A 20,824-nucleotide genomic window follows, 5' to 3' on the forward strand; every position below is an offset into this window, starting at 1 on the left:
TTTCAACCTTCTCGACGCCCTGGATCCTGCAGCGCGTCGATGCCCGGGCTTGCGATCGGCGCATAGATATCGTAATCGAACCATTGGATGGAATCGGCCGGAATGTCGAACGGATTGACAGGCGCAAGACGGTTTGCCTCGAAGCCGTAAATACCCTCTGCCGTATCCCGCTTATAGCCGGATACGTTGAACCAATCGTTCAAATGGCTGTATGCGTCATCCATATCGCTGCGCCCGCCCTTCACGGCAATCCGCGCATACAAGCGGGCCGGCAGCTCCAATCTCTCCAGGCTGCCGGGCAGTCCGTCGAACGAATCGACCTTTACGCCCGTCCACAATTCCCGGACTCCTGTTGCCAGCTGCCACTCGGGTATGAACACGATTCCTTCCCCGGCTTCTTCCAATGCGGGATGATCCCCGAGTAGCTCCCGGAGCTTTGCCCATGCCAGGCGCGCACCGTGCCCGCTACACTCCGAGCGAATGACCGCCGCTCTCAGCTCCGGCTGCTCGACGATCTCGACCCGCCGGCTATCCTCCGAGGAAGCCGGAATGACGGGAATATGAATGTCCACGACCGCCTGTTCCCGATCCGTCACAGGAATCGGGTAACGCTCGAAATCGCCCATCACCCGTGGATCCATTTCAAATCCGGACGATGGCAGCCATTCCTGGTAAATATAATGAAACACGCCTGCCACCTCCGAAAGCGGACCTTCGTGACGGAACAGCGCATACGTCGCGGGAGGCACGTACCTGCTTGCCATACCTTCGGGAATATCTTCGGCCCTCCCCACCTCCAGCCCCGCCAAATAATAATATTGCGGAAACGACTCCGGAATCATCTTGAAGTCTCTTGTATAATCTTCATACCCGTACAAGACCAGCGGCTCGGCGGCATGCCGAATTTCCCCTATCCGTTCGAGGAATTCATCCCATGCCAAGCGAATCGCTTGTGGACCTGCACTCGTATAACGTTCAATCCCGACCAAATGAAACCCGTCCCTGCGCACCCATTCCGGTTTTCTCATTTCCCGCCCCCCTGCCCGTCAAAATATGGCTTATCGCCCTAATCGTCATAACCAGTAAATATACGAATATACATTCGCTTTTATTTTGTTAATTCCTGTTATCATCCGGAGATAAAGGAATTTTTATCCACGCATCTCCCAATACCGGATTATGGACTGGCTCAAATTGACTGGCGGCATTGCATGAAGCTATAATACTCAACAAAACAGATAGAAGGACGGTGTCCCACCCTTTGATTACGGGAACGAAAGTTGAATTGCGACCTGTGTCGCTGGAAGACTTTAAACGAACATACGAATGGCGCAACGACGAGGAAACCGCGAAATTAGAGTCAGGAACCAGCCTGTTTCGCTTTAGCCATATTCCCTCCGAGCAATTGGAAAGCTCTTATGAGAAAGCAATACTAAATCTGGACAAGCGCGAAGAGGGGAAATTCAGCATCTATACACGCGGGGAGCATCCGAAGCATATCGGCTTGATTGTTTACAGGGAATTGAACATTATCTCCCGGCGCTGTACGATAGGTATCGGAATAGGCGATAAAGAATATTGGAACAACGGCTACGGATCGGATGCCTTGAAGGCGCTCATCCGCTATTTGTTCCAGACCATGAATCTCAATCGTGTGCAGCTCGATACGTGGAGTGGAAATATGCGTGCAATCCGCTCCTATGAAAAATGCGGTTTTGTTGTCGAGGGGCGTTTGCGTAATGATGCCTATATTGATGGGAAATACTACGATACCGTTATCATGGGGCTGTTAAAGGAAGATTTTAAATACTGATGTTGTTTGGCGCCTGCAAGCGCTGCTGACAAATCGCGGAGGGCTGCCAAGTGGCAGCCCTTCAGCTTTTATATTGGCGGATAGCTGCTAAAGCTATATGCTCCCGGCAGTAAAATTATTGCGTTCTCCTGTCCCGTTAATATTTTCTGCGGAGTATCAGCCAATAAACAAAACCAACAACGATCGTTAAAGACATTAACGTTGTCATGCAAACCCGCAGCATCTCATAATCCAACGTTCTCCAGCCTGTATACAAAATGATGAGGGACAGACCGCCAAGCAGGAAAACAAATAAGAAGCTGTAAAGCTTATATCCTAAAAGTGCTGCACGCTCATCCTTTCCCTCTCTGGCAACTAAAATAATAAGCCCTACAAATACAAAAAAAGCAATTCCAGCCAAACCGTTGGTCAGCGTTATTATTGTATCCATCATGAATCTCCTCCATTATAGTTTGCATATTGGAACACATCGGTTATTTCCGCCTCAAGCGCATTTGCGATTTCAAAAGCCAATGTCAAGGACGGGGTATATTTTTTATTCTCAATCGATATGATGGTCTGCCTGCTTACCCCTGCCTTTTCAGCTAAATCTTTTTGGGTCATTTTGCGTTCGGATCTTAAAACGGCAATCCGGTTGGTTAATTGCCGGCTTTGTTCCCCCATTTCCAGTCTCATCTCCTTTCTTCGAGTTAAGTTTGCTTTACCTATTGTAAAACAAACTTTACCTAATGTAAAGTCTCCTTTACACTAAATTGCATTTTAAAAACCACCTGTTTTCAGGTGGTTCAGGTTTTTCATCTTTTTTAGCTGCCCGCATGCGGAGAATGCTGTCATTCGCCACGACTCCGCTATTTCTCCTCGAATGGAAATTCATCCGTGAGCCCGATACGGGTTATATCTATCGTCTCCCAGCCCAGAGCATAGGCCGGCGAATCCGCAGACAATCGGAATTCCATTCCGTCTTCGCTTTCAAGCAGCTGAGGATCGGCTTCCAACGTATGGGCATCGAATTTGCCTCCCATCACCTTCCGCCATGCCTCCCAGGGCACCGGTGAACGGCCCATCTTGTCGTCGCCGTAGATCCCCGTAACTGTCGGCTCCTGACCGCCCCTGTAAAAGATATTATAATCCGCCTCCAGCAGGCGGCTGTCGTCCCAATTCACAAAATGATACAGCTGCTCCCCGGAATCACAGGCGATGTTGCGCACTATGGCAATATCCCGGTTCGCTTCCCCCGCCATCTCCTGAGTGCCGAACGCCGCCCTGGCATCGTTGCGGACAAGCAGGTTATTCTCGATGCGGCTGCCGATGCCTTTGGCGAATATCACAAACCACAGCACGCCGCTGCCCGCGCTGAAGAGATCATGTATGACATTATGAGCGATCAAATAATCATCCGAGGCGTCGTCCAGATAGATGCAAAATCCGAACGAAAAATAAATCCCGCTGTGGTGGAACCGATTCCCGATTATCCGGTTGCCTCTGCCGGCCCCCCATGACTCGAGCATGCCGCCATCCTGGCTGTCCTTCATCACATCCGAGATGTCGTTCCAGGCAATGAGATTATTCCGGGCATGGAGGAAATCCCAATGATTGTCCCACGTAACTGCCTCGTTGTAGTAACTGCCCTCCATCAATTGATAACGGAGCCCTTTGACCGATATGCCGTAGCGGGGCATGTCATGGATGCGGTTATGGACAATAATGTTGTCTCCGCTCTGGTACAGCTGGATGCCCGAGCCGTGTCCGACCAGTTCTCCGCAGCTGCGTATCCAGTTGTTCCGGATGCTGTTAAGCTTGTTCGTGTACGACTCTCCGGCATTCTTGAACGGCCCGCCGCCCGGCTCGGCTCCAATCAGATAAATGCCATTATGTCCGATATGCCCGATCAGATTCCCCTCGATGCGGTTGTTCCGGCAGCTTCCGTTCAGCATAACCCCGCTGAAGCCGGAATGCCGCAGACGGCAGCCGAGAACGGCGATATGCTCGGCATTTTCCATATAAACAAGCCCTTCCCTCGCTTCCGGATGCTCGCAATTGTTATGGGGCATACGATACTCATCCGTAAAATCCGACCCTTCAATCGTCAAGCCTTCGAATATCAGGTTCCTTGCAGGGGCTTGACAGGAGCTTCCCTTAATCTCCAGGACCCGCTTCACCGATGGAACAACAATCCGCTGATCTTCAATCGGCAGCTTCCTGGGATAATAATATAGCTCCCCCGCCTGTTCATCGAAGTGGAATTCGCCCGGCTCGGTCAGCAGCTCAAGCGCACCCTGGAGCAGGTAGCGGGAGCCGCGGTCGATCCCCCAGGGCGCCGGCTCCTTCAGTGAAATAACGGCATCATCCCAGTCCACCGCCGCCACGGACTTCGTCTCCGTGAACCAGTTCCATTCCCCTTCTCCCGGCCAGATATGCACCTGCGCGCTGCTGCAATCGATCCGTTCAGGCAGATCCTCCGGGTGAAACGAGAAATCGCCTCCACCCTTGCCCCTGCCATTGCCTGCTGCAGCATAATAGCCGGTTTTGGGACTTCGGGCCTTATGCGATCGGACTCCGTTCTCGAACAAGGTATGAAAGGAATGTCCGGTTCCCAGATGGATGCGGTAGATTCCTTCCCTGTAGCGTGACCACCCTTCCGCTAAAATCCGGCCCCCGACCAGAACCGGATGCTCTCCAATAACATTGCGGTAAGTAATGGTGCTGCCGCCGCTGCCGGAATCCCGCTCATCAATATGAAGAGGGCGTATAAGCTCGTAATCGCCTCCGCCGATCCACACGACGGCATTTCCCGTTATGCTGCCAGCCTGTGCTCTTGAACGAAGCTCGTCGCGGGCCCGTTCAATGCTGTGGAATGGCTTATCCTTCGTGCCGGCATTGCCGTCGTCTCCATGAAGTACGGATACATATAACTCGTTAGCTCCGTCAGTCATCGCTGCTCCCCTCTCCCTTACGCGGACTGCATAACGGGTTTCACCGCAAGCCGCCTGGCTGCCAGTCAGACTCCCTCATGCTCCACGTTATCATCAACCGTCCGAATATATGCATGCTGCTGCCATCATGACATGTTTTAGCGGTTCAATCATAGAATACGATCTTCGAAAAGATGTACAATTCCCATGTACAATATTCGAATCCCTGCATATTTTCCGTCTTCCCGCGATATTGTTGATCCTTCCGATGACAGTCGGCTGGAAAGCGGTTACAATATATTTCGTACGGTAAGGGGGCTGATAATTAATGAAGATATTTGAATTTTACAGATCCAAAAAATACCTTCAGCGGGTCATGTTCTCCATTATGATCTCGATGGTGATCGTACTGACGGCCCTGTCCGTGACCAATACGTATATCCTGGAGCGATCGGTGAAGAACATCCAGGAGGAGTCCAATCTGAAGGTGCTCTCGCAAATCCAATATAATTTATCGTATATGAATGAGATCATTACCCATCTGTCCAATTTTGTTTACCGCGACAATCTGCTGATCTCCCTCATGTTCAACGATGGCCTGCCCAAGATGGACATGATCCGCAGCTACCGGCAGATGACCAATATTCTGGAGAGCTCCTCCTTCCTGCATTCCATGGTCGTCTATAACCACTCGCAATCGGAGCTGTACGGCACGACAAGCACCTTCCTGCTGGATGGCGGGATCATGAAAGCCAAAATCCGCAATTGGCTGCTCGATACCAGCCATACGCTCCCGACCTCCCGGTTGATTCCCATGAGCCTCGAGACGGAGAACGGCCAGATCGATACCTTCGCCTTCATAGTGACCGATTCCCTGAAGCCCTTCGCAAGCTCCCAGTCCGCGATTATCCTGTTTATCAAATCCGACTGGGTATTCGATAGTCTGAAGAAAATGAGCATCGTGAGCAGCCGCGAGCAGGGCCAGATTTATATCAAGGCTCAGGATGGCCGCTTGTATTCGTCGAATCATAACGAAACCTCCTCCCCCGGTGAGAATCAGACGCAAATCGGACAGCTGCTCAGCCGGGACATGGAAATCTCCAGGCAATCGTCCGGTTTCGTTATCGGAGATATCGGCGGGAGCAAGAGCATGGTTACCTATCTGGATGACAGCATCCGCGGCTGGACCATTCTCTATGTGCAGTCATACGGCAAATTGATGGAGGAGGTCACGAGCACCCGGGTCAAATCGCTGGTCATAGCCGGAATTTTTCTCCTCCTGTCCATTGGCTTGTCAATTTGGCTGTCCTATAAGCTGTATCATCCTATCGAGAATATGCTCCAGCGGATTCATCTTCACACCACGTCCGGGCGGCAGTCCAAGCACCGCTCCCGGGATGAATTCCACTTGATGAGCGACCATTATTTGCGTCTTTCCGAGAAGCTTCAGGAGATCAGCTCCGAGCAGATTGTGAGCAAATATTATATCCGCAAATTTCTGACCGACTCCCAGATGTTCTCCCATAACGATATGCAGCATCTGATCGAGAAGCATGAGCTGAATATCTCGTTGAAGGATGAGCTCCTCGTCTGCGTGCTGAGAATTGACCGGTACGCCGCTTATGACCGGAATACAAAAGGGGAATCCAAGAAGCTTTACAGCTTCGCCATGGTCAACATTGCGCAGGAAATCATGTCCGGGGTTTATCCTTGCGAAGCCGTGGAGGTGCGGGGAGATCATGTAGTCCTGATCGTGTCCAGAAGCGAAAGTGAGATTGTAGCCATCTTCGAGCGCGTCACGCCGCTGCTCCGCGATATTCAGCAGACGATCAAGCAGTACTATAATCTCTCCTTATCCTGCGGGATCAGTGAAGTTATCTCGCAGTTCCCATTTATCTCGGCGGCTTACAACCAGGCGCTGCAGCTGAGTTCATACAGCATTGTAAAGGGGAGCGGCTCCATCATCACCTCCGGGGATGTCCGCGAGAATCTTGCCGGAACGCAGAGGTCGCTGCCGGATACGATCGAGAAGAAGCTGTCCGAAGCCTTGAAGAAAGGACAGATGACCGCGGTCGGCAACGAGCTGGAGAAGGCCTTCTCTCTGATTGCGGCCTTCCCGTATGACGATATGCTCCGGGCTGTGTCCAATCTCGGCTGGATTATCAAGAATGCGACTACGGATATTATGAATAATCGCGTTGCCGCGATTCATGTGGATATGGACTATATTCAACAAATTCCGCAGGAGAGTGAAACACTGGAGGAAATGTACATCTCCCTCCTGTCCATATGCGCCAAAATATGCGAGGGCCAAAAGCCCTCTAATATGGAACGAAATGAGATGGTGCTTGAGACCATCAAGGAATTAATCGAGCAGAAATACGCCGATATCAATTTGAGCCAGCAGTCCATCGCCTCCACGGTCAAGCTGACCTCAGCCTATATCGGCAAGCTGTTCAAGGACAGCTTCAAAATATCCATCACGGAATACATGAATGAGGTGCGGCTGCGGCATGCCCAGATACTGCTGCAGAACGACAGCTTTACAATCGCGGAAGTGATGGAGAAATGCGGCTACGCCAACCAGAGCTACTTCTTCCGTTTGTTCAAAGGGAAGTTTGGCAGTACCCCCAAAGAATACCGGATGAAAAAATCAATCTCCTGATTCACTATCCTAAATCCAACGCCCTCTTGTCCTGCGCTTCCAGCAGGCAGAGGGCTTTATTTATTCAGGGGGACTGCCGGTCGCGGAGCACCCGCAGTTCGGCCAAAGCTTGATTTTCAAGGAAAATCCATGAATTCGAATATTGTACACTGCCGCCGTATAGCTTTTCGAAGATCTTATTATATATCCGCCATACCCGGCCATGCCATGATGGGAGCATGAACGGCATGAGCGACAGCTTAAACGACAGATGGAGGAGATTTACGATGGAGAAGACGCCGCCCGCCAGATGGCGATGGTTCACAAACGAGTGGAAGCATCTGAAGAAGAACCGGGAGCTCCTGCTGCTGGCGCTGCCTGGCATTTTGTTCAAATTCGTCATTGCTTACATTCCCATGATCGGACTGATTCTGGCCTTCAAATTTTACAGGTATGACCAGGGGATATTCGGCAGCAAATGGGTGGGGCTCAAAAACTTCGAATTTCTCTTCAAAGCCCAGGACGCCTGGAGGATTATCCGCAATACTCTGCTCTACAACATTTCATACATCATACTGGGAACGGTGGTCGCCCTCCTTTTCGCCCTGCTGCTTAATGAATTGTCGGGGCGGATGATCAAGATTTACCAGACGACGATGTTCCTGCCCTTCTTCATCTCCATGGTTCTGGTGGGCTATATCGCCAACGCCTTCCTGGATTCGAAGAATGGCTACCTCAATACGGTACTCGAATCCCTGGGACTGTCCACGCATAACTGGTACCTTGAAACCACGCCGTGGATCTTCATCCTGCCGCTGGTCGCCGTCTGGAAGGGCGTCGGCTTCTCGACACTGGTGTATTATGCGGGCATTACCGGCATCAACACCGACTATTACGAGGCTGCCCGGCTGGATGGCGCATCCCGCGTTCAGATGATGCTGCGCATTACGCTGCCGCTGCTGAAGCCGCTCATTATTATTTTGTTTATTTTGGGGCTGGGCAATATTTTCCGGGGCGACTTCGGATTGCATTATTTCGTGCCCAATAACGCCGGACCCAATTTTCCGACCACGGATGTCATTGACACCTATGTCTACCGGGCGCTCACCAAGCTGGGGGATATCAACTCCGGGGCGGCCGTCGGCTTCCTGCAATCGGTGGTGGGACTTATTACGGTCGTAACCGCCAATTATTTTGTCCGCCGCATCGATAAAGACAATGCGTTGTTTTAGAAGGAGCATCGACCGATATGACAAATTCAAAAACCATTAACCTGCCCAACGTCGTCATCAACAGCTTTTTCATCGTGGTCTGCTTCCTCATTGCGGTGCCGTTCGCTCTGGTCGTGGCCGTATCGATCACCTCCGAGCAAAGCCTTATCCAGCATGGCTATCAATTTATTCCCAGGCAGCTCAGCCTGGAAGCCTTCCGGATTTCCTTCGAGCAGCCGGAGGTTCTGATCAAGGGCTACGGCGTGACCATTCTGGTAACCGTTGTGGGTACGGTATTATCGCTCCTGATGACCGCCATGACCGCCTATCCCATGTCACGCCGCGATTTCCGCTACAACCGTCCGATGACCTTCTACATCTTCTTCACCATGCTATTCAGCGGCGGACTCATTCCGTACTACATCCTGATTACCCAGTATCTCCATCTCAAGAATACACTGGGTTCCCTGATTATTCCCCTGCTGCTGAATCCCTTCAACATTCTCATTATGAAGGGCTTCCTGGATAAGATCTCCAAGGAGATCATCGAATCGGCCAAGGTGGACGGCGCCGGCGAATACCGGATTTTCTTCCGGATCATCCTTCCGCTGTCGACGCCGGCGCTTGCCACCCTGGGCCTATTCATTGCTTTTGCTTATTGGAATGACTGGTATTACGCCCTGCTGTTCATCGACAACGATACGTATATCCCGCTGCAGCTGCTGCTCGTCCGCATCCTGTCGCAGATCGAGTTTCTGGCAAATTCCCCGCTCGCGGAGGCGGCCAGCAAGCTGCAGTATGCCAACTTCCCGACCTTGTCCGTGAGGATGGCGATGGCGATTCTCGCAGGCGGGCCGATGCTGGTAATCTTCCCGTTCTTCCAGAAGTATTTTGTGAAAGGAATTGCGGTCGGTTCGCTTAAGGGTTAGGACACAGAATGCCGAATGTGGCTCGTACAGTCGTCAGCAGCGCCACACCGCACGCCGGGAGCTGCAAGCGGCGCGAGATAAGGACAATACCGCTGTCGGCGCGGTGAATCCGGTACTTGAAGGGGGTGATCGGGGCAAGCAATGGCAGGTAATATTTCTGTAGCAGCAAGCGGTTGCTTTCTGCTATGCTCCAAGGAGAAACGCTCCCCCCGGAGCTATAGAGAAAGCGGGAAAAAGCACTCTTTCCTATAGGCGAACGATAACAAATGGAGGGTTAATACATGAAAAATAAAAAAAGATCAATGACTGCGCAGCTCGTCGCATTGCTTCTATGCTTCACCGTTCTGGCCGCATGCGGAAATAACAACAATTCCGGCGGGACAAATGGTGCCAATACGCCGGATACGCCAAAGAACAGCGCCAATACTCCCAATAACGCGGGCACGACAGCGGAGAAGGATGAAGAACCCGCGGCCCCTGCGCTTGATGAAGCCAAGCTGACCTTCTACTATCCGGTATCCAGCGCCCCGGGCAAGGACCAGAAGCTGGTCAACGATGAAATCAACAAATATCTCAAAGAGAAAATCAACGCGACCGTCGAGTTGAAACCGCTCACTTTTGACGAATACGAGCCCAAGCTCAACGCCATCATGGCAGCGGGCGAAGAATTCGATATTGCCTGGAGCGCAAGAGGCTGGCTCCTGAATTACCAGCCGAATATTGATAAAGGTGCCTTCCTGGAGCTGACCGATGACATGATCTCCAAATATGCACCGGAAGCCCGCGCCAACATCCCGGATAAATTCTGGCCGGATCTGAAGGCGAATGACGGCAAGGTATATGGATTTCCCATCTACCAAATTGCCGCTAAGCAAAAAAGTCTCGTCATCCAGAAGCATTACGCCGATAAATATCTGGACCTTGATGTAAACACCATTCATTCCTACAAGGATTTCGAGCCCTTCTTCAAGGCCGTGAAGGAAAATGAGCCGGATGTCATCCCGATGGGCATGGCTCAAAACTCATGGGGCCTGTACGTGGATCCCAATGTTGTGTTCAGCGATGGTCTGGGAGTCATGTACGCAAAAGACGATGCGACCTATAAAGCAATTCCGACGCTGCAATCCATTGAGGACAAGAAAGATTTCTATGCGACCATGCACGCCTGGTACCAGGCCGGCTACATCAACGAGGATGCCCCGATTCTCGGGAATATCAATGATTTGAAGAAAAAAGGCAATGTTGCGGCTGTTCTCGATTTCGTGACGAAGCCCGGCGGGGAAGTCGATGAGATGAACAATAACGGCGGCAATGAGGTCATCCGCGTCCCGCTCTCCGAATCCTACTTTACGGGAGTGGCCAGCGCCATGCATATTGTCAGCAAAACCTCCAAAAATCCGGAACGCGCCTTGATGCTGATCAATTTGCTTAATACCGATAAATATCTCTATAATCTGATCTGCAACGGTATCGAGGGCACGCACTATACCAAGAAGGACGATGCTTACATTGAGCCGATTAAGGACTCCGGCTATGCGCCCAATGTCGATTGGGTGTTCGGCAATCAATTCAACGCTTACCTTAAAGCGCCCCAGGCTCCGGACGTGTGGGAGAAAACAATCGCTCTGAACGAAAGCGCGCTGGTGCCTGCCTCCTACGGATTCTCCCGCAATGAAGATGCCATCAAATCAGAGGTTGCCAATACGGTCGCGGTCAATAACGAATACCAGGTCGCCATCGAAACCGGAGCGGTCGACCCGGCCAAGGAAGTGCCGGAATATATCAATAAGCTGAAAGCATCGGGCCAGGAAAAAATCGATCAGGAAACCGATAAACAGTGGGAAACGTTTCTGGCGGATAAAGGTCTTAAATAAGGTTAATCATTCACATGCTAAATGTCCGGTGAAAAAAATCGGGCAGCTCATGCGGAAACGTCTTATGATAGCCGCAAAGGACAAACGCGTCTTTTGATCAGGCGCATTGGCAGCCTGAAATGACTTCTGCTTAAACTTTTCATGAATAGACAATTGAATTTTGGATAAACATAACAAAGCCACCCGGGTGTTAACCGGTTGGCTTTGTTGTGATTAATAGACTGGCATTTCCTGCAGATTACGCTCCGTAACCGCCATCGATGTTCAATACCGTACCCGTAACGTAAGAAGCTTCCGGGCTAGCCAGGAATACAATGCCGGCCGCGATTTCTTCCGGCCGTGCAAAACGGCCAAGAGCTGTAGTCGCATTGAAATGGGAAGCAAACGGGCCGTCGGCAGGATTCATCTCCGTATCGACAAAACCGGCCTGCAGAATATTTATTGTAATGCCTTTCGCTGCCAAGTCGCGGGCAGCGCCTCGGCTGTAACCGGCAATTGCGGATTTCGTGGCCGTGTAGTCGGCAAGACCGGAGAAACCTGTACGTGTACCGACGCCTGAACCCATGCTGATAATACGGCCGCCTTCACCCATCACTTTAATCGCGGCGCGGATTGCGGCAACTGGACTGTTGAAGTTAATGTTCAATTGACGATCGAAGTCCGCCACATTATTCTCCGGATTATCGATCGGAGCGAATACGGTAACCCCGGCGTTGTTGACAAGGATATCGAGTCTGCCGAATCTTTCGACAACTGCCTTCACTAGCTCTTCAGCAGAAGATGGATCAGCTTGATCCGCTTTAAACGCGGCCGCCCGAACCCCTTTCGCTTGCAGTTCACGTACAACAGCTTCAGCTTGTTCAGCTGATTTACCGTAGCTGATTGCCACATCTGCGCCTTGATCAGCCAGCGCCCGAGCTGCTGCTGCTCCAATACCGCGAGTACCCCCTGTAACGATAGCAACTTTACCCGTAAGTTTGTTTGACATCCATAACCACTCCCTCAATCTAATTTTGTAGTGCTCGCTAAATATATAGCATGAGGTTTGGTTTTGTCAAACTGGAAATATATCCACTCACAAGGGGGAGGATTTAAAAGTTAGGTTGAGCATAACGGGTACGAATTATACATTCTTGACTCCTGTGGCCTAACCATTCAATATAGAGAATGAACTCTTGGAATGATTTTTGGTACTATACCGATAAGAAAAAGAAACGGAGGGGAACATCTATGGCAAGAGGACGTCCCCGTTCCTTCGATACCGAAACTGCTCTGGATTGTGCACTTCATTTGTTTTGGCAAAAAGGGTATGAAGGAACGTCTGTAGCAGATTTGACAGAAGCTATGGGGATTAACACCCCAAGCTTATATGCTGCTTTTGGCAACAAAGAGGAATTGTTTCTTAAAATTCTTGACCGGTATGCCGAAGGCCCGGCAGCTTATATGCGTGAAGCTTTCGAACAGCCGACAGCACGCCAGGTTGTGGAAAGTCTGCTGTATGGAGCCGCAAAAGCAACTACGAACCCTGCTACACCTCTGGGCTGCTTAACCGTACAGGGTGCGCTTTCCTCTGGAGAGACTGGCGACGCGGTCCGGCAGGAATTAAACGCTCGCCGTGCGGGCGGCGAAAATGCGCTTCGCGAGCGCTTTGAACAGGCGAAAAAGAATGGTGAAATCCCAGTCGAAGTTGACGCTGAGGAACTGGCCAGCTTCTATGCAACAGTATTCCAGGGAATGGCCGTTCAGGCCGGTGCCGGGGCAAGCCATGAAAAATTGCAGAGAATTACAGCAAATGCGCTACGTCTTTGGCCATCTTAAACGGGACGAATGCCAAGCATGGGACGATTACATTGAAGCCCAATTACAATAAATAAGGTCAGCCAGTAACCATGGCTGGCCTTATTTGCTTTCTTTGGCGGATGTATCTTGACTTATTGCGGCTAATGTCCCTCATTTGCGATTAATGATGAACGCAGTGGCGGGCTGAAACGAGCTTGGAAATATTTTGCTTGGATGAATGTTTGACATTTCATTCTGCGTCCTATATATTTAGTGAACGTTACAGAATTAATCACTTGCATAAAGGGAGGCATCAATTTTAAATGTCAACAACATCTGCTTCGCAAAGTATTCCTTTGTCTACGGTAATGCGCGAACGACGTGCCGTCCGAACTTTTGACCCGACAATCAAAATTTCAAGGGATGAGATCAAGGAACTATTAGGAGAAGCCATTCAAGCTCCATCCGGTACTAATTTGCAATCCTGGCGTTTTCTGGTCATCGACTCACAACCGTTGAAAGAGAAGCTGCTTCCGATTGCCTTAAATCAGAAACAGGTTGTCGAAGCTGCCGCTGTCATTGCCGTACTGGGTGATCTGGAGAACTTTAAATACACGGATACGATTTATGATCGTACGGTTCAAGCCGGATATATGACGGAGAGCGCAAAAGAAAGGAAGGTCAGAAATACATTAAACATGTATGAGGGGTTTTCTTACGAACTCAAAAGCAAATATGCCTATATTGACGGAGGCCTCGTATCCATGCAATTAATGCTTGCTGCCAAAGCGAGGGGCTACGATACTGTGCCAATGGCTGGTTATGATCTGGATAAATTCAAAGAAGCTTTCGGAATTGGCGAGCGTTACGTTTCTGTCTTGCTGATTGCGATCGGGAAAGCTGCGAAAGAAGGAATTCCATCGATTCGATTGTCAGTAGATGAAGTCACACGCTGGAATGATATGTCTTTCCCATCCTAAAAAGGGGTCCAAAGAATGAGGCAATCAATGGGATCCCGAAAAACAAATAGAGCACCTTCAGAACCACTATTGATGTGGGGAGCCGAAGGTGCTTAACGCTAGCTGCCTATTACCCTGAGCTTGCCATTACTCTCTTCAACCTCGATGAAAATCGGCCTCTCAAGAGGCGTTTTGTTCGGGGTATGGATCGTCAGCATCAGCTTGCCTTCGAAGGTGCGGAAAAGCATGCCGTGTCCGCCGTCATTGCTGTAGAGAGGCTCCGGTTCGTTCATCCATGGTCCTGTCACCTTGCCGGAAGCCGAAACGGCGATCCCGAGCGCGTAGCTGCGATGGATAAAGCTCGCCCACAGCATAATGAGCCTGCCGTCTTCGCCTTTGAACAGGTACGGGCCATCTGTCACATAATTGTCGCCCACCAGTACCTTGTCGGACGCAAGCGGTGTCGTCCAGGGAGCTTCCGAAGCGCTGAACAGCAGGACAGGATCACCCTGCGCCTGCTTCAAATCATCGCTAAGCCGGACCGCGCACACCTGTCCGTCGGTGATCTGCTGCCATTCATGGCAGAAGACCATCCATGGCTGCCCCTCTTCATCGATGTGCAGGGAACCATCGAGCGAGCTCCAATCGCTTGGCGTTACCGGTCCGTCGCTATGCGGATGGAAGGGTCCCATCATGCTGTCGGCGGCAAGAACCGCCGTTCCGAGCAGTTGATTATCCCTGCGCCGGAAGGTGGCGAACATATAATAACGGCCCTGATAGCTGTATACCTCAGGCGCCCAGAAATTATTGTCCGCGAAGAAATCGCCCGGCGGGCGGAAGACCGGAAACGGCCCCTCCCACATCTCCAGATCCCGGCTCACATAAACGTCAAACCCTGTACCCTTGCCCCAAATATTCTTGTCGGTGCTGCCATACATATAATAAGTCCCTGCCGATTCAACCGGCACAATGAACGGGTCCCGGATTTGAATATCCTCCGTCTTTAGCACGCTCTCCACTCCCTTCTGTTTTCTTATCTGTAGGTTGGCATAACGACGCCGATATCCGACACGCTTGCAAATCCGCCGTCCGTGAAATCAAGCCGCTCGTTGCCTCTTACCGCAATCGAATAATCCCGCCCCCTATAGGTGAGCGTCCCTTCAACCGTTCTGACACTCATTCCGATGATGGCCTTCAGCCTGCCCTCACGGTCCGTCACGAGCCTGATCCCGAATGGAAAACGGATATACGCTTCACCGCTGCGGTAAGCCGTGCAGCCGTTGCGGGCATTGAGCAGTTCAAATTCCGCCCCGTCGATTGTCCGCGAATAGGCCGTTTCGTTCGCCACTTCAGCTCCGTGGTCAAGCGGATAGGGCACTAGTCCAGTGAACCAAATGTCTCCGTCCGGATTTGGCAGGATGCCGCAAAGCCGCTCCACATAATCCAGCATGCACAGAATGGCCGGGGAATAGGTCTGGGTGAAGCCTTCTTCTCCGGTCCACGGGCTGAGCGCCTGGGAGAAGCGCTTCATATTGGACATGGCCGCCAGAATCGGGTAAAGCACCCAGGTCAGCTCCACATAACGCTGATGATGCTCGAAGGCATGCGCCGTGCGGATCAGGCTGAGAAAATTGGACGGGCCGCCCCAGCTGTTATAGCTGGAGAACGGATCAAATCTCGGATCGTCCATCGCAATCGAAGTGAACGGGTATTTGGCGAAGAATTTGCTTGAATTGAGCAGGTATCGCCGCAGAGCGGTATCGAACAGATCCCTGTCTCCTATCTCGCAGGCCAGAACCCGCAGCAGAACATCCGACTGCACACGGACAAATTGATCATTATTGTCCAGATCATAGAAGAATGCATCCGTCTCGTCATAGCAATACTTGAACAAGCTCGCTTTGCTTTGCTCCGCTTGGCTGATCCAATCCGCAGCGGATGTTTCTCCCAGTTCCTGTGCAATCCGCGCCAGATACATGCGCTGGCAGTAGACATTGGCCGTCAGATCCGGCGCCAACAGAGGCAGCGTCGGCGAATCGGGATTATACTGCCTCGGATCGTCCAGATGCGGCGTGTCGGGAATATGCCAGAAGCGCGGGGACAGATCATGCCCGGTATCAAAGGTCGAGAAAGCCTCCACGCAGCCGGTTCCCCGGGTGTTCCGGTAAACGGCGAGCCACTTGTCATAGCGCTGCATGGCGCCGAACATTTTACCCAGAAACTGCTTATTGCGTCCATGAAGCAGGTAATGATTCCAGACGCTTCTGGCCAGCGGCGTCACTAGCTGAATCTGTCTGTAGGCCGGGCCTTGGCCCGTAACCTTATAGGGCATCAAGCCGTCCTCCAGCTGATAATCGGCGAACAGCCGATAAGTCGATTCCGATACGGAAGGGATAAACCGCGACAACAGCTCCGCATTGATGGTTCCCGTGCTCTCCAGCCAGCAGCCCAAATATATGCCGCCCTCTTGCAGAACGGGATCAGCCCCGCCGGTTGGCACAATACAGTCCATCAGCTTGCGCAGAGCGGAGTAATAGACCTCCTCGAAGCCTTGCGACGATGCGGCGAATTTCACGCCGCTGCGGGTCCATTCCTCCATTACCGGCTGATCCGATGCTTTTCCAAGCTCCCCTGCCCGCTCCTCTGGACTGGTTGTGCGAAGCCGCTCCAGCAGCAACTCATTGTCCACAATCAAACGCCTCATTTCTTTCATTGGTTTATCCTGCTTTTTCACCGGTCTTCATAAAAAGAAAAGGCTGCAGTGCAGCAGCCCTTATCTTCTTACTATTCCGTGTTGCTGTTGAAAATTTTGACGACGCCGGTATAGAAATCATTCACGGCTTCCTCGACCTTTTTCCGGCCGAAGCCGATCTCCAGCATAGTGGAATCCGCAAGCTTGGAATATTCCGTGAAGCCAGGAGGGTTATAGCTGACCTTAACCTGCTCCTCTGCAGCCGTTACGGAAACCTTGCTCGTATAGTCATACACGATTTGATCGATCGGCGTAGCATCCTTCGAGAGCAGATCGCGCATCTTCGACGTAACCGGCACGCCGCGGTCATTGCCCAGAATGGCAGCCGCATCAGGATCATTGATCCAGAAATCCATCAGCTTCGCCACTTCCTCAGGGTGCTTGGTTTTGGCATAGCCGGACATCCCCTGGCTGGATTCGAATACGATCGCTCTGCCCTTGTCGCCTTTTGGAACCTGCAGCAGCGTCAGCGGATCCTGGATCAAATTCTGATGAGCCGCAAATTGGTTCGAGGGAATCAGCCCCATGGCAACCTTGCCGGTAACGATCAAGGATTTACTGGTGTCGCCCGGAGGATTGGATACATGAAGCTCCGCCGGCACAACGCCGCCTGTCTGATGAGCCTTGTTCCAGAAAGAGAACCAGCCTTCGGCATCCTTCTCGTCAAAGCCGAGCGTGCCGGCTTCCATATCGTACAGCTGCTTGCCTTTTTGCTTCAAAGCGATGTCCATGCCGTCAACGGTGAAATCATACGTGCCGTAATATCCCTTGCCCAGCTTATCCGACAGCTCTTTGCTGATTGCGATATATTGATCCCAGGTCCAATCATCCGTTGGAACCGGCATCCCGGCTTTCTTGAACATTTCGGTATTGACGACCACACCGCGGGCATTCGCCCCTGCCGAGATATGGATAAGCTTGCCGTTAATCGTGCCGTACTCCACCATCGCTTTATCCATGTCGTCCAGGTTCAGCTGCTTGCCGACATAGGGCTGAAGATCGAGCAGCACATTCTTGTTGGCATAATCCACGACATTGCCGCCGAGGAAGAATACGTCCGGTGCCGTTCCCGATGCGAGCTGGGTATTGAGCTTGTCGAAGTACCCGGAGGATGGGGAGAATTCGCCGACAACCTTGATGCCGGGATTCTTCTCTTCAAACTTGCGGAGCGCCTCATTGGTACGGTCGGCACGCTTCTGGTCGCCCCACCACATGATGCGCAGCTCGACCTGCTTGCCTGCAGCAGCTCCGTTGTCTGCCTTATTATCCTCACCTGTATTCGCGGCATTTCCTGTATTTCCGGTGTTACCCGCATTCCCCGTGTCGGGACCGCCTCCCGTACCGCCGGAGCAGGCCGTCAGCACGACCACCAGCAGCGCAAGCATCAATACTGATAATTGCTTCTTCATTTTGTTTATCCCCCTTCATTTGTTTAACGCTTACATTTTCATCGTAATGCAAGTTCCGGAATGAATACATGCTATTTCGTTGGCTCTTGGCATCTATTATATTTGGGTTTATTTCAGACCGGTCGTCGCGATCCCATCGACAAAATGGCGCTGGAACGACAGGAATATGGTCATGATCGGAATTAAGGAGAGCACCGACATCGCCAGCAGCGCGCCCCAATCCGATGATCCGGACGGGTCAAACATGGAGCGGATGCCGAGCTGAACGGTAAACAGCTTGACCTGGTTCAAATAAATCATCTGGCTGAAGAAGTCATCCCATGTCCAGATGAAGGTGAAGATCGCGGTTGTGATGAGCGCCGGCACCAGCAGCGGCAGAATGATTTTGAAATAAATCTGTGCCGGACCGCAGCCGTCGATGGTCGCGCTCTCATCCAGCTCAGCGGGAATGCCCCGGATGAATTGAATCATGAGCAGGATAAAGAAGGAATCCGTTGCCAGCCATTTTGGAACAATCAGCGGGAAGAACGTATTAATCCATTCAAATTGATTATACAAAACATATTGGGGCACGAGCGTAACATGATACGGAAGCATAATGGTCACGAGCATCAGACTGAACCAGAGACGCTTGCCCTTGAAGTGCAGCCGGCCAAAAGCAAAGGCAGCCAGCGAGCAGGTAACGACGTTGCCCAGTACCGACAAAACCGATATGATCGCCGAATTGGCGAAAAACCGCCCGAACGAAATCCCCTGCAGACCTTTCCAGCCGTTGATGTAATTATCGAGGGTGAACTGCTTGGGCCAGATGCCGGGGTCAGAAAAGATCAGCTGATTAGGCTTGAAGGAGCTGCTCAGCAGCCACAGCACGGGATACATCATAATCAGTCCCAGCGCAATGATCAGAACATGCCGGCTCATGCTTCCATATATTTTTTTCATTGCCATATGTGATCACCTCCTATTTTCCCTTATCGTCTCCATAAAATACCCAATACTTCGAGGTCAAGAATACGATTGCCGTGAATGCCCCGATAATGACCAGCATGATCCAGGCCAGTGCCGAAGCATAACCCATTTCGAAGAACGAGAAGCCTTTCAGGTATAGATAAAGCGTGTAATATAACGTCGAGTCGATCGGACCTCCCCGTCCGTCCCCGATCACATAACCGGGCGTGAACACCTGGAAGGAATTGATGAGCCCCATCACCAGATTAAAGAAAATAACCGGCGAGAGCATGGGCAGCGTGATCTGGAAGAACTGCCGGGTCTTGCCTGCGCCATCCACCTCGGACGCTTCGTACAAATCACCGGGAATCTGCTTCAGGCCGGCCATAAAGATGACCATCGCCGATCCGAACTGCCATACCGAGAGCGTAATAATCGTGTACATGATCGTATCCGGATTGGATATCCAGGAAGGTCCCTGAATCCCGAACCAGCCGAGAAAATGATTGAACAACCCGTCTCCTTCGAAGATTCGTCTCCATACAATCGCAATGGCCACACTGCCGCCAAGCAGCGAAGGAATGTAGTAGACAGTCCGGTAAATGCCCAATGCCCGGATTCCCTTGTTGAGCGCCATTGCCACCAGAAGTGCAAAGATCAGCTTGAGCGGCACCGAGAAGAGCACATACTTGAAGGTCAGCGATAAGGAGTTGTAGAAAGAATCGTCTTTCGTGAAAATTTCCTGATAGTTCCCGAATCCCAGCCATTTGGGAGGCGTGAGCAGATTGAACTTGGTCAAGGACAAAAACAAGGAGCCCAGCATGGGACCAAGCGTGAGACAGAAGAAGCCGATCAGCCATGGAAGCAAAAATAGATATGCGGTCCTGTTCTGACGCCAAAGGGCTGATTTACGAGTTTTTTGCATGAAAAAAGCCTCCTCCTTGCGCAGCATGGATCGAACGCGCGATCCGATGATTCAAGCATACGGATTATGGCTTCGGGATTGAATTCTAATTCTTCGGCATATCGCTATCGTTTTTTTCAGGTTGCTGCCGCAGCGCAAGAAAAAGCCCTGAAAATTGGATTGTCCGGGGCTGCTTGCTCTGTTCTATATTTTCACTTCACGGCCCGTCTGTCTCAAGGCTTACGCCCGGGGCTCCTGCCGGTCAACGATGGTGAACCTGCTCTTCAGTCACATCTGCACTTAATCCTGAACGCTTCATCATATCTTGAAAGTGATCCATTTTGTATTTCATGATTTCTAAAGTAGCGTTCATTTCCGCCAATTCCGACTCTATTCTGAGTTTGTGCTCACAGAGCACGCTGTAGCAGCCTGAGTATTTTTGATCGGATGCCATCGTCATATACCGTTCAATTTCCTTCAGCGGCATATGAGTCCGTTTAAGACGGGTAATGAAGATGAAACGGTCAAGATCGCGCTTGTCGTATTCCCGCTGCCCGTTTTCCTTGCGCTTTGCAGGCGGCTGCAGCCCGATTTTCTCATAATAACGGATCGTATCGTAACTGAGACCCGTATGTTTGGAAATATCTGCGATTGTAAATGTAGGCTCCTCCATCACTCGGCTTCCTCCTT

At 51.4% G+C, this 20,824-nt stretch carries 18 protein-coding genes; 7 read left to right on the plus strand and 11 right to left on the minus strand.

Annotated features, from left to right (window positions below; genetic code table 11):
• Positions 1–2: 2 nt before the first annotated feature.
• Positions 3–1,028: a GyrI-like domain-containing protein gene (locus tag AC0YOB_RS32335; protein WP_475796287.1), complete on the minus strand. Its 1,026-nt coding sequence runs from the start codon at positions 1,026–1,028 to the stop codon at positions 3–5.
• Between the two features lie 233 nt (positions 1,029–1,261).
• Between AC0YOB_RS32335 and AC0YOB_RS32340 the strand changes: the two genes are divergently transcribed.
• The gene (locus AC0YOB_RS32340) at positions 1,262–1,813 is read left to right on the plus strand and encodes a GNAT family N-acetyltransferase (RefSeq protein ID WP_475796288.1); all 552 of its coding nucleotides are present in this window, start codon (positions 1,262–1,264) and stop codon (positions 1,811–1,813) included.
• A 136-nt stretch (positions 1,814–1,949) separates the two neighbouring features.
• Here the strand turns inward: AC0YOB_RS32340 and AC0YOB_RS32345 are convergent, their stop codons facing one another.
• The 3 genes from AC0YOB_RS32345 to AC0YOB_RS32355 form a co-directional block, all read right to left on the minus strand.
• Positions 1,950–2,246 (minus strand): hypothetical protein, encoded by a 297-nt coding sequence (locus tag AC0YOB_RS32345; protein WP_475796289.1) that lies wholly within the window; start codon positions 2,244–2,246, stop codon positions 1,950–1,952.
• Complete coding sequence (locus AC0YOB_RS32350; RefSeq protein ID WP_475796290.1) at positions 2,243–2,476, minus strand: helix-turn-helix transcriptional regulator; 234 nt, start codon at positions 2,474–2,476, stop codon at positions 2,243–2,245. Before AC0YOB_RS32350 ends, AC0YOB_RS32345 begins: the two co-directional genes overlap by 4 nt.
• A 185-nt stretch (positions 2,477–2,661) precedes the next feature.
• Positions 2,662–4,746, minus strand: a complete 2,085-nt coding sequence (locus AC0YOB_RS32355) for a right-handed parallel beta-helix repeat-containing protein (RefSeq protein ID WP_475796291.1) — start codon at positions 4,744–4,746, stop codon at positions 2,662–2,664.
• A 307-nt stretch (positions 4,747–5,053) separates the two neighbouring features.
• On the opposite strand from AC0YOB_RS32355, the gene AC0YOB_RS32360 reads away from it, so the two are divergent.
• The 4 genes from AC0YOB_RS32360 to AC0YOB_RS32375 all read left to right on the plus strand — a co-directional run bounded on the left by AC0YOB_RS32360 (position 5,054) and on the right by AC0YOB_RS32375 (position 11,383).
• On the plus strand, positions 5,054–7,390 hold the full coding sequence (locus tag AC0YOB_RS32360) for a helix-turn-helix domain-containing protein (RefSeq protein WP_475796292.1): 2,337 nt from the start codon (positions 5,054–5,056) through the stop codon (positions 7,388–7,390).
• 227 nt (positions 7,391–7,617) lie between these two features.
• On the plus strand, positions 7,618–8,601 hold the full coding sequence (locus tag AC0YOB_RS32365) for an ABC transporter permease subunit (protein WP_475796293.1): 984 nt from the start codon (positions 7,618–7,620) through the stop codon (positions 8,599–8,601).
• Positions 8,602–8,618: 17 nt separating this feature from the next.
• The gene (locus tag AC0YOB_RS32370; protein WP_210045788.1) at positions 8,619–9,509 is read left to right on the plus strand and encodes a carbohydrate ABC transporter permease; all 891 of its coding nucleotides are present in this window, start codon (positions 8,619–8,621) and stop codon (positions 9,507–9,509) included.
• Between the two features lie 281 nt (positions 9,510–9,790).
• On the plus strand, positions 9,791–11,383 hold the full coding sequence (locus AC0YOB_RS32375; protein WP_475796294.1) for an ABC transporter substrate-binding protein: 1,593 nt from the start codon (positions 9,791–9,793) through the stop codon (positions 11,381–11,383).
• 238 nt (positions 11,384–11,621) lie between these two features.
• Here AC0YOB_RS32375 and AC0YOB_RS32380 read toward each other — a convergent pair whose 3' ends face one another.
• The gene (locus tag AC0YOB_RS32380; RefSeq protein WP_210045791.1) at positions 11,622–12,371 is read right to left on the minus strand and encodes an SDR family NAD(P)-dependent oxidoreductase; all 750 of its coding nucleotides are present in this window, start codon (positions 12,369–12,371) and stop codon (positions 11,622–11,624) included.
• 242 nt (positions 12,372–12,613) lie between these two features.
• Between AC0YOB_RS32380 and AC0YOB_RS32385 the strand changes: the two genes are divergently transcribed.
• The gene (locus AC0YOB_RS32385; protein WP_475796295.1) at positions 12,614–13,201 is read left to right on the plus strand and encodes a TetR/AcrR family transcriptional regulator; all 588 of its coding nucleotides are present in this window, start codon (positions 12,614–12,616) and stop codon (positions 13,199–13,201) included.
• 284 nt (positions 13,202–13,485) lie between these two features.
• Positions 13,486–14,142: a nitroreductase family protein gene (locus AC0YOB_RS32390; RefSeq protein WP_475796296.1), complete on the plus strand. Its 657-nt coding sequence runs from the start codon at positions 13,486–13,488 to the stop codon at positions 14,140–14,142.
• 98 nt (positions 14,143–14,240) lie between these two features.
• Here the strand turns inward: AC0YOB_RS32390 and AC0YOB_RS32395 are convergent, their stop codons facing one another.
• The 6 genes from AC0YOB_RS32395 to AC0YOB_RS32420 form a co-directional block, all read right to left on the minus strand.
• Positions 14,241–15,131, minus strand: a complete 891-nt coding sequence (locus tag AC0YOB_RS32395) for a glycoside hydrolase family 43 protein (RefSeq protein WP_475796297.1) — start codon at positions 15,129–15,131, stop codon at positions 14,241–14,243.
• A gap of 23 nt (positions 15,132–15,154) precedes the next feature.
• Positions 15,155–16,834: an MGH1-like glycoside hydrolase domain-containing protein gene (locus tag AC0YOB_RS32400; RefSeq protein ID WP_475796298.1), complete on the minus strand. Its 1,680-nt coding sequence runs from the start codon at positions 16,832–16,834 to the stop codon at positions 15,155–15,157.
• Positions 16,835–16,905: 71 nt separating this feature from the next.
• Positions 16,906–18,282 carry an ABC transporter substrate-binding protein gene (locus tag AC0YOB_RS32405; protein WP_475796299.1) on the minus strand — a complete coding sequence of 459 codons (1,377 nt, stop codon included), beginning with the start codon at positions 18,280–18,282 and terminating at the stop codon, positions 16,906–16,908.
• A 108-nt stretch (positions 18,283–18,390) separates the two neighbouring features.
• On the minus strand, positions 18,391–19,230 hold the full coding sequence (locus tag AC0YOB_RS32410; RefSeq protein WP_210045796.1) for a carbohydrate ABC transporter permease: 840 nt from the start codon (positions 19,228–19,230) through the stop codon (positions 18,391–18,393).
• A 13-nt stretch (positions 19,231–19,243) separates the two neighbouring features.
• Positions 19,244–20,155, minus strand: coding sequence for a carbohydrate ABC transporter permease (locus AC0YOB_RS32415; protein ID WP_475796300.1), 912 nt, complete (start codon positions 20,153–20,155; stop codon positions 19,244–19,246).
• A gap of 241 nt (positions 20,156–20,396) precedes the next feature.
• Positions 20,397–20,807 carry a MerR family transcriptional regulator gene (locus AC0YOB_RS32420; RefSeq protein ID WP_475796301.1) on the minus strand — a complete coding sequence of 137 codons (411 nt, stop codon included), beginning with the start codon at positions 20,805–20,807 and terminating at the stop codon, positions 20,397–20,399.
• Positions 20,808–20,824 lie beyond the last annotated feature (17 nt).

The sequence above is a fragment of the Paenibacillus sp. JT31N17 genome, from assembly GCF_056269255.1.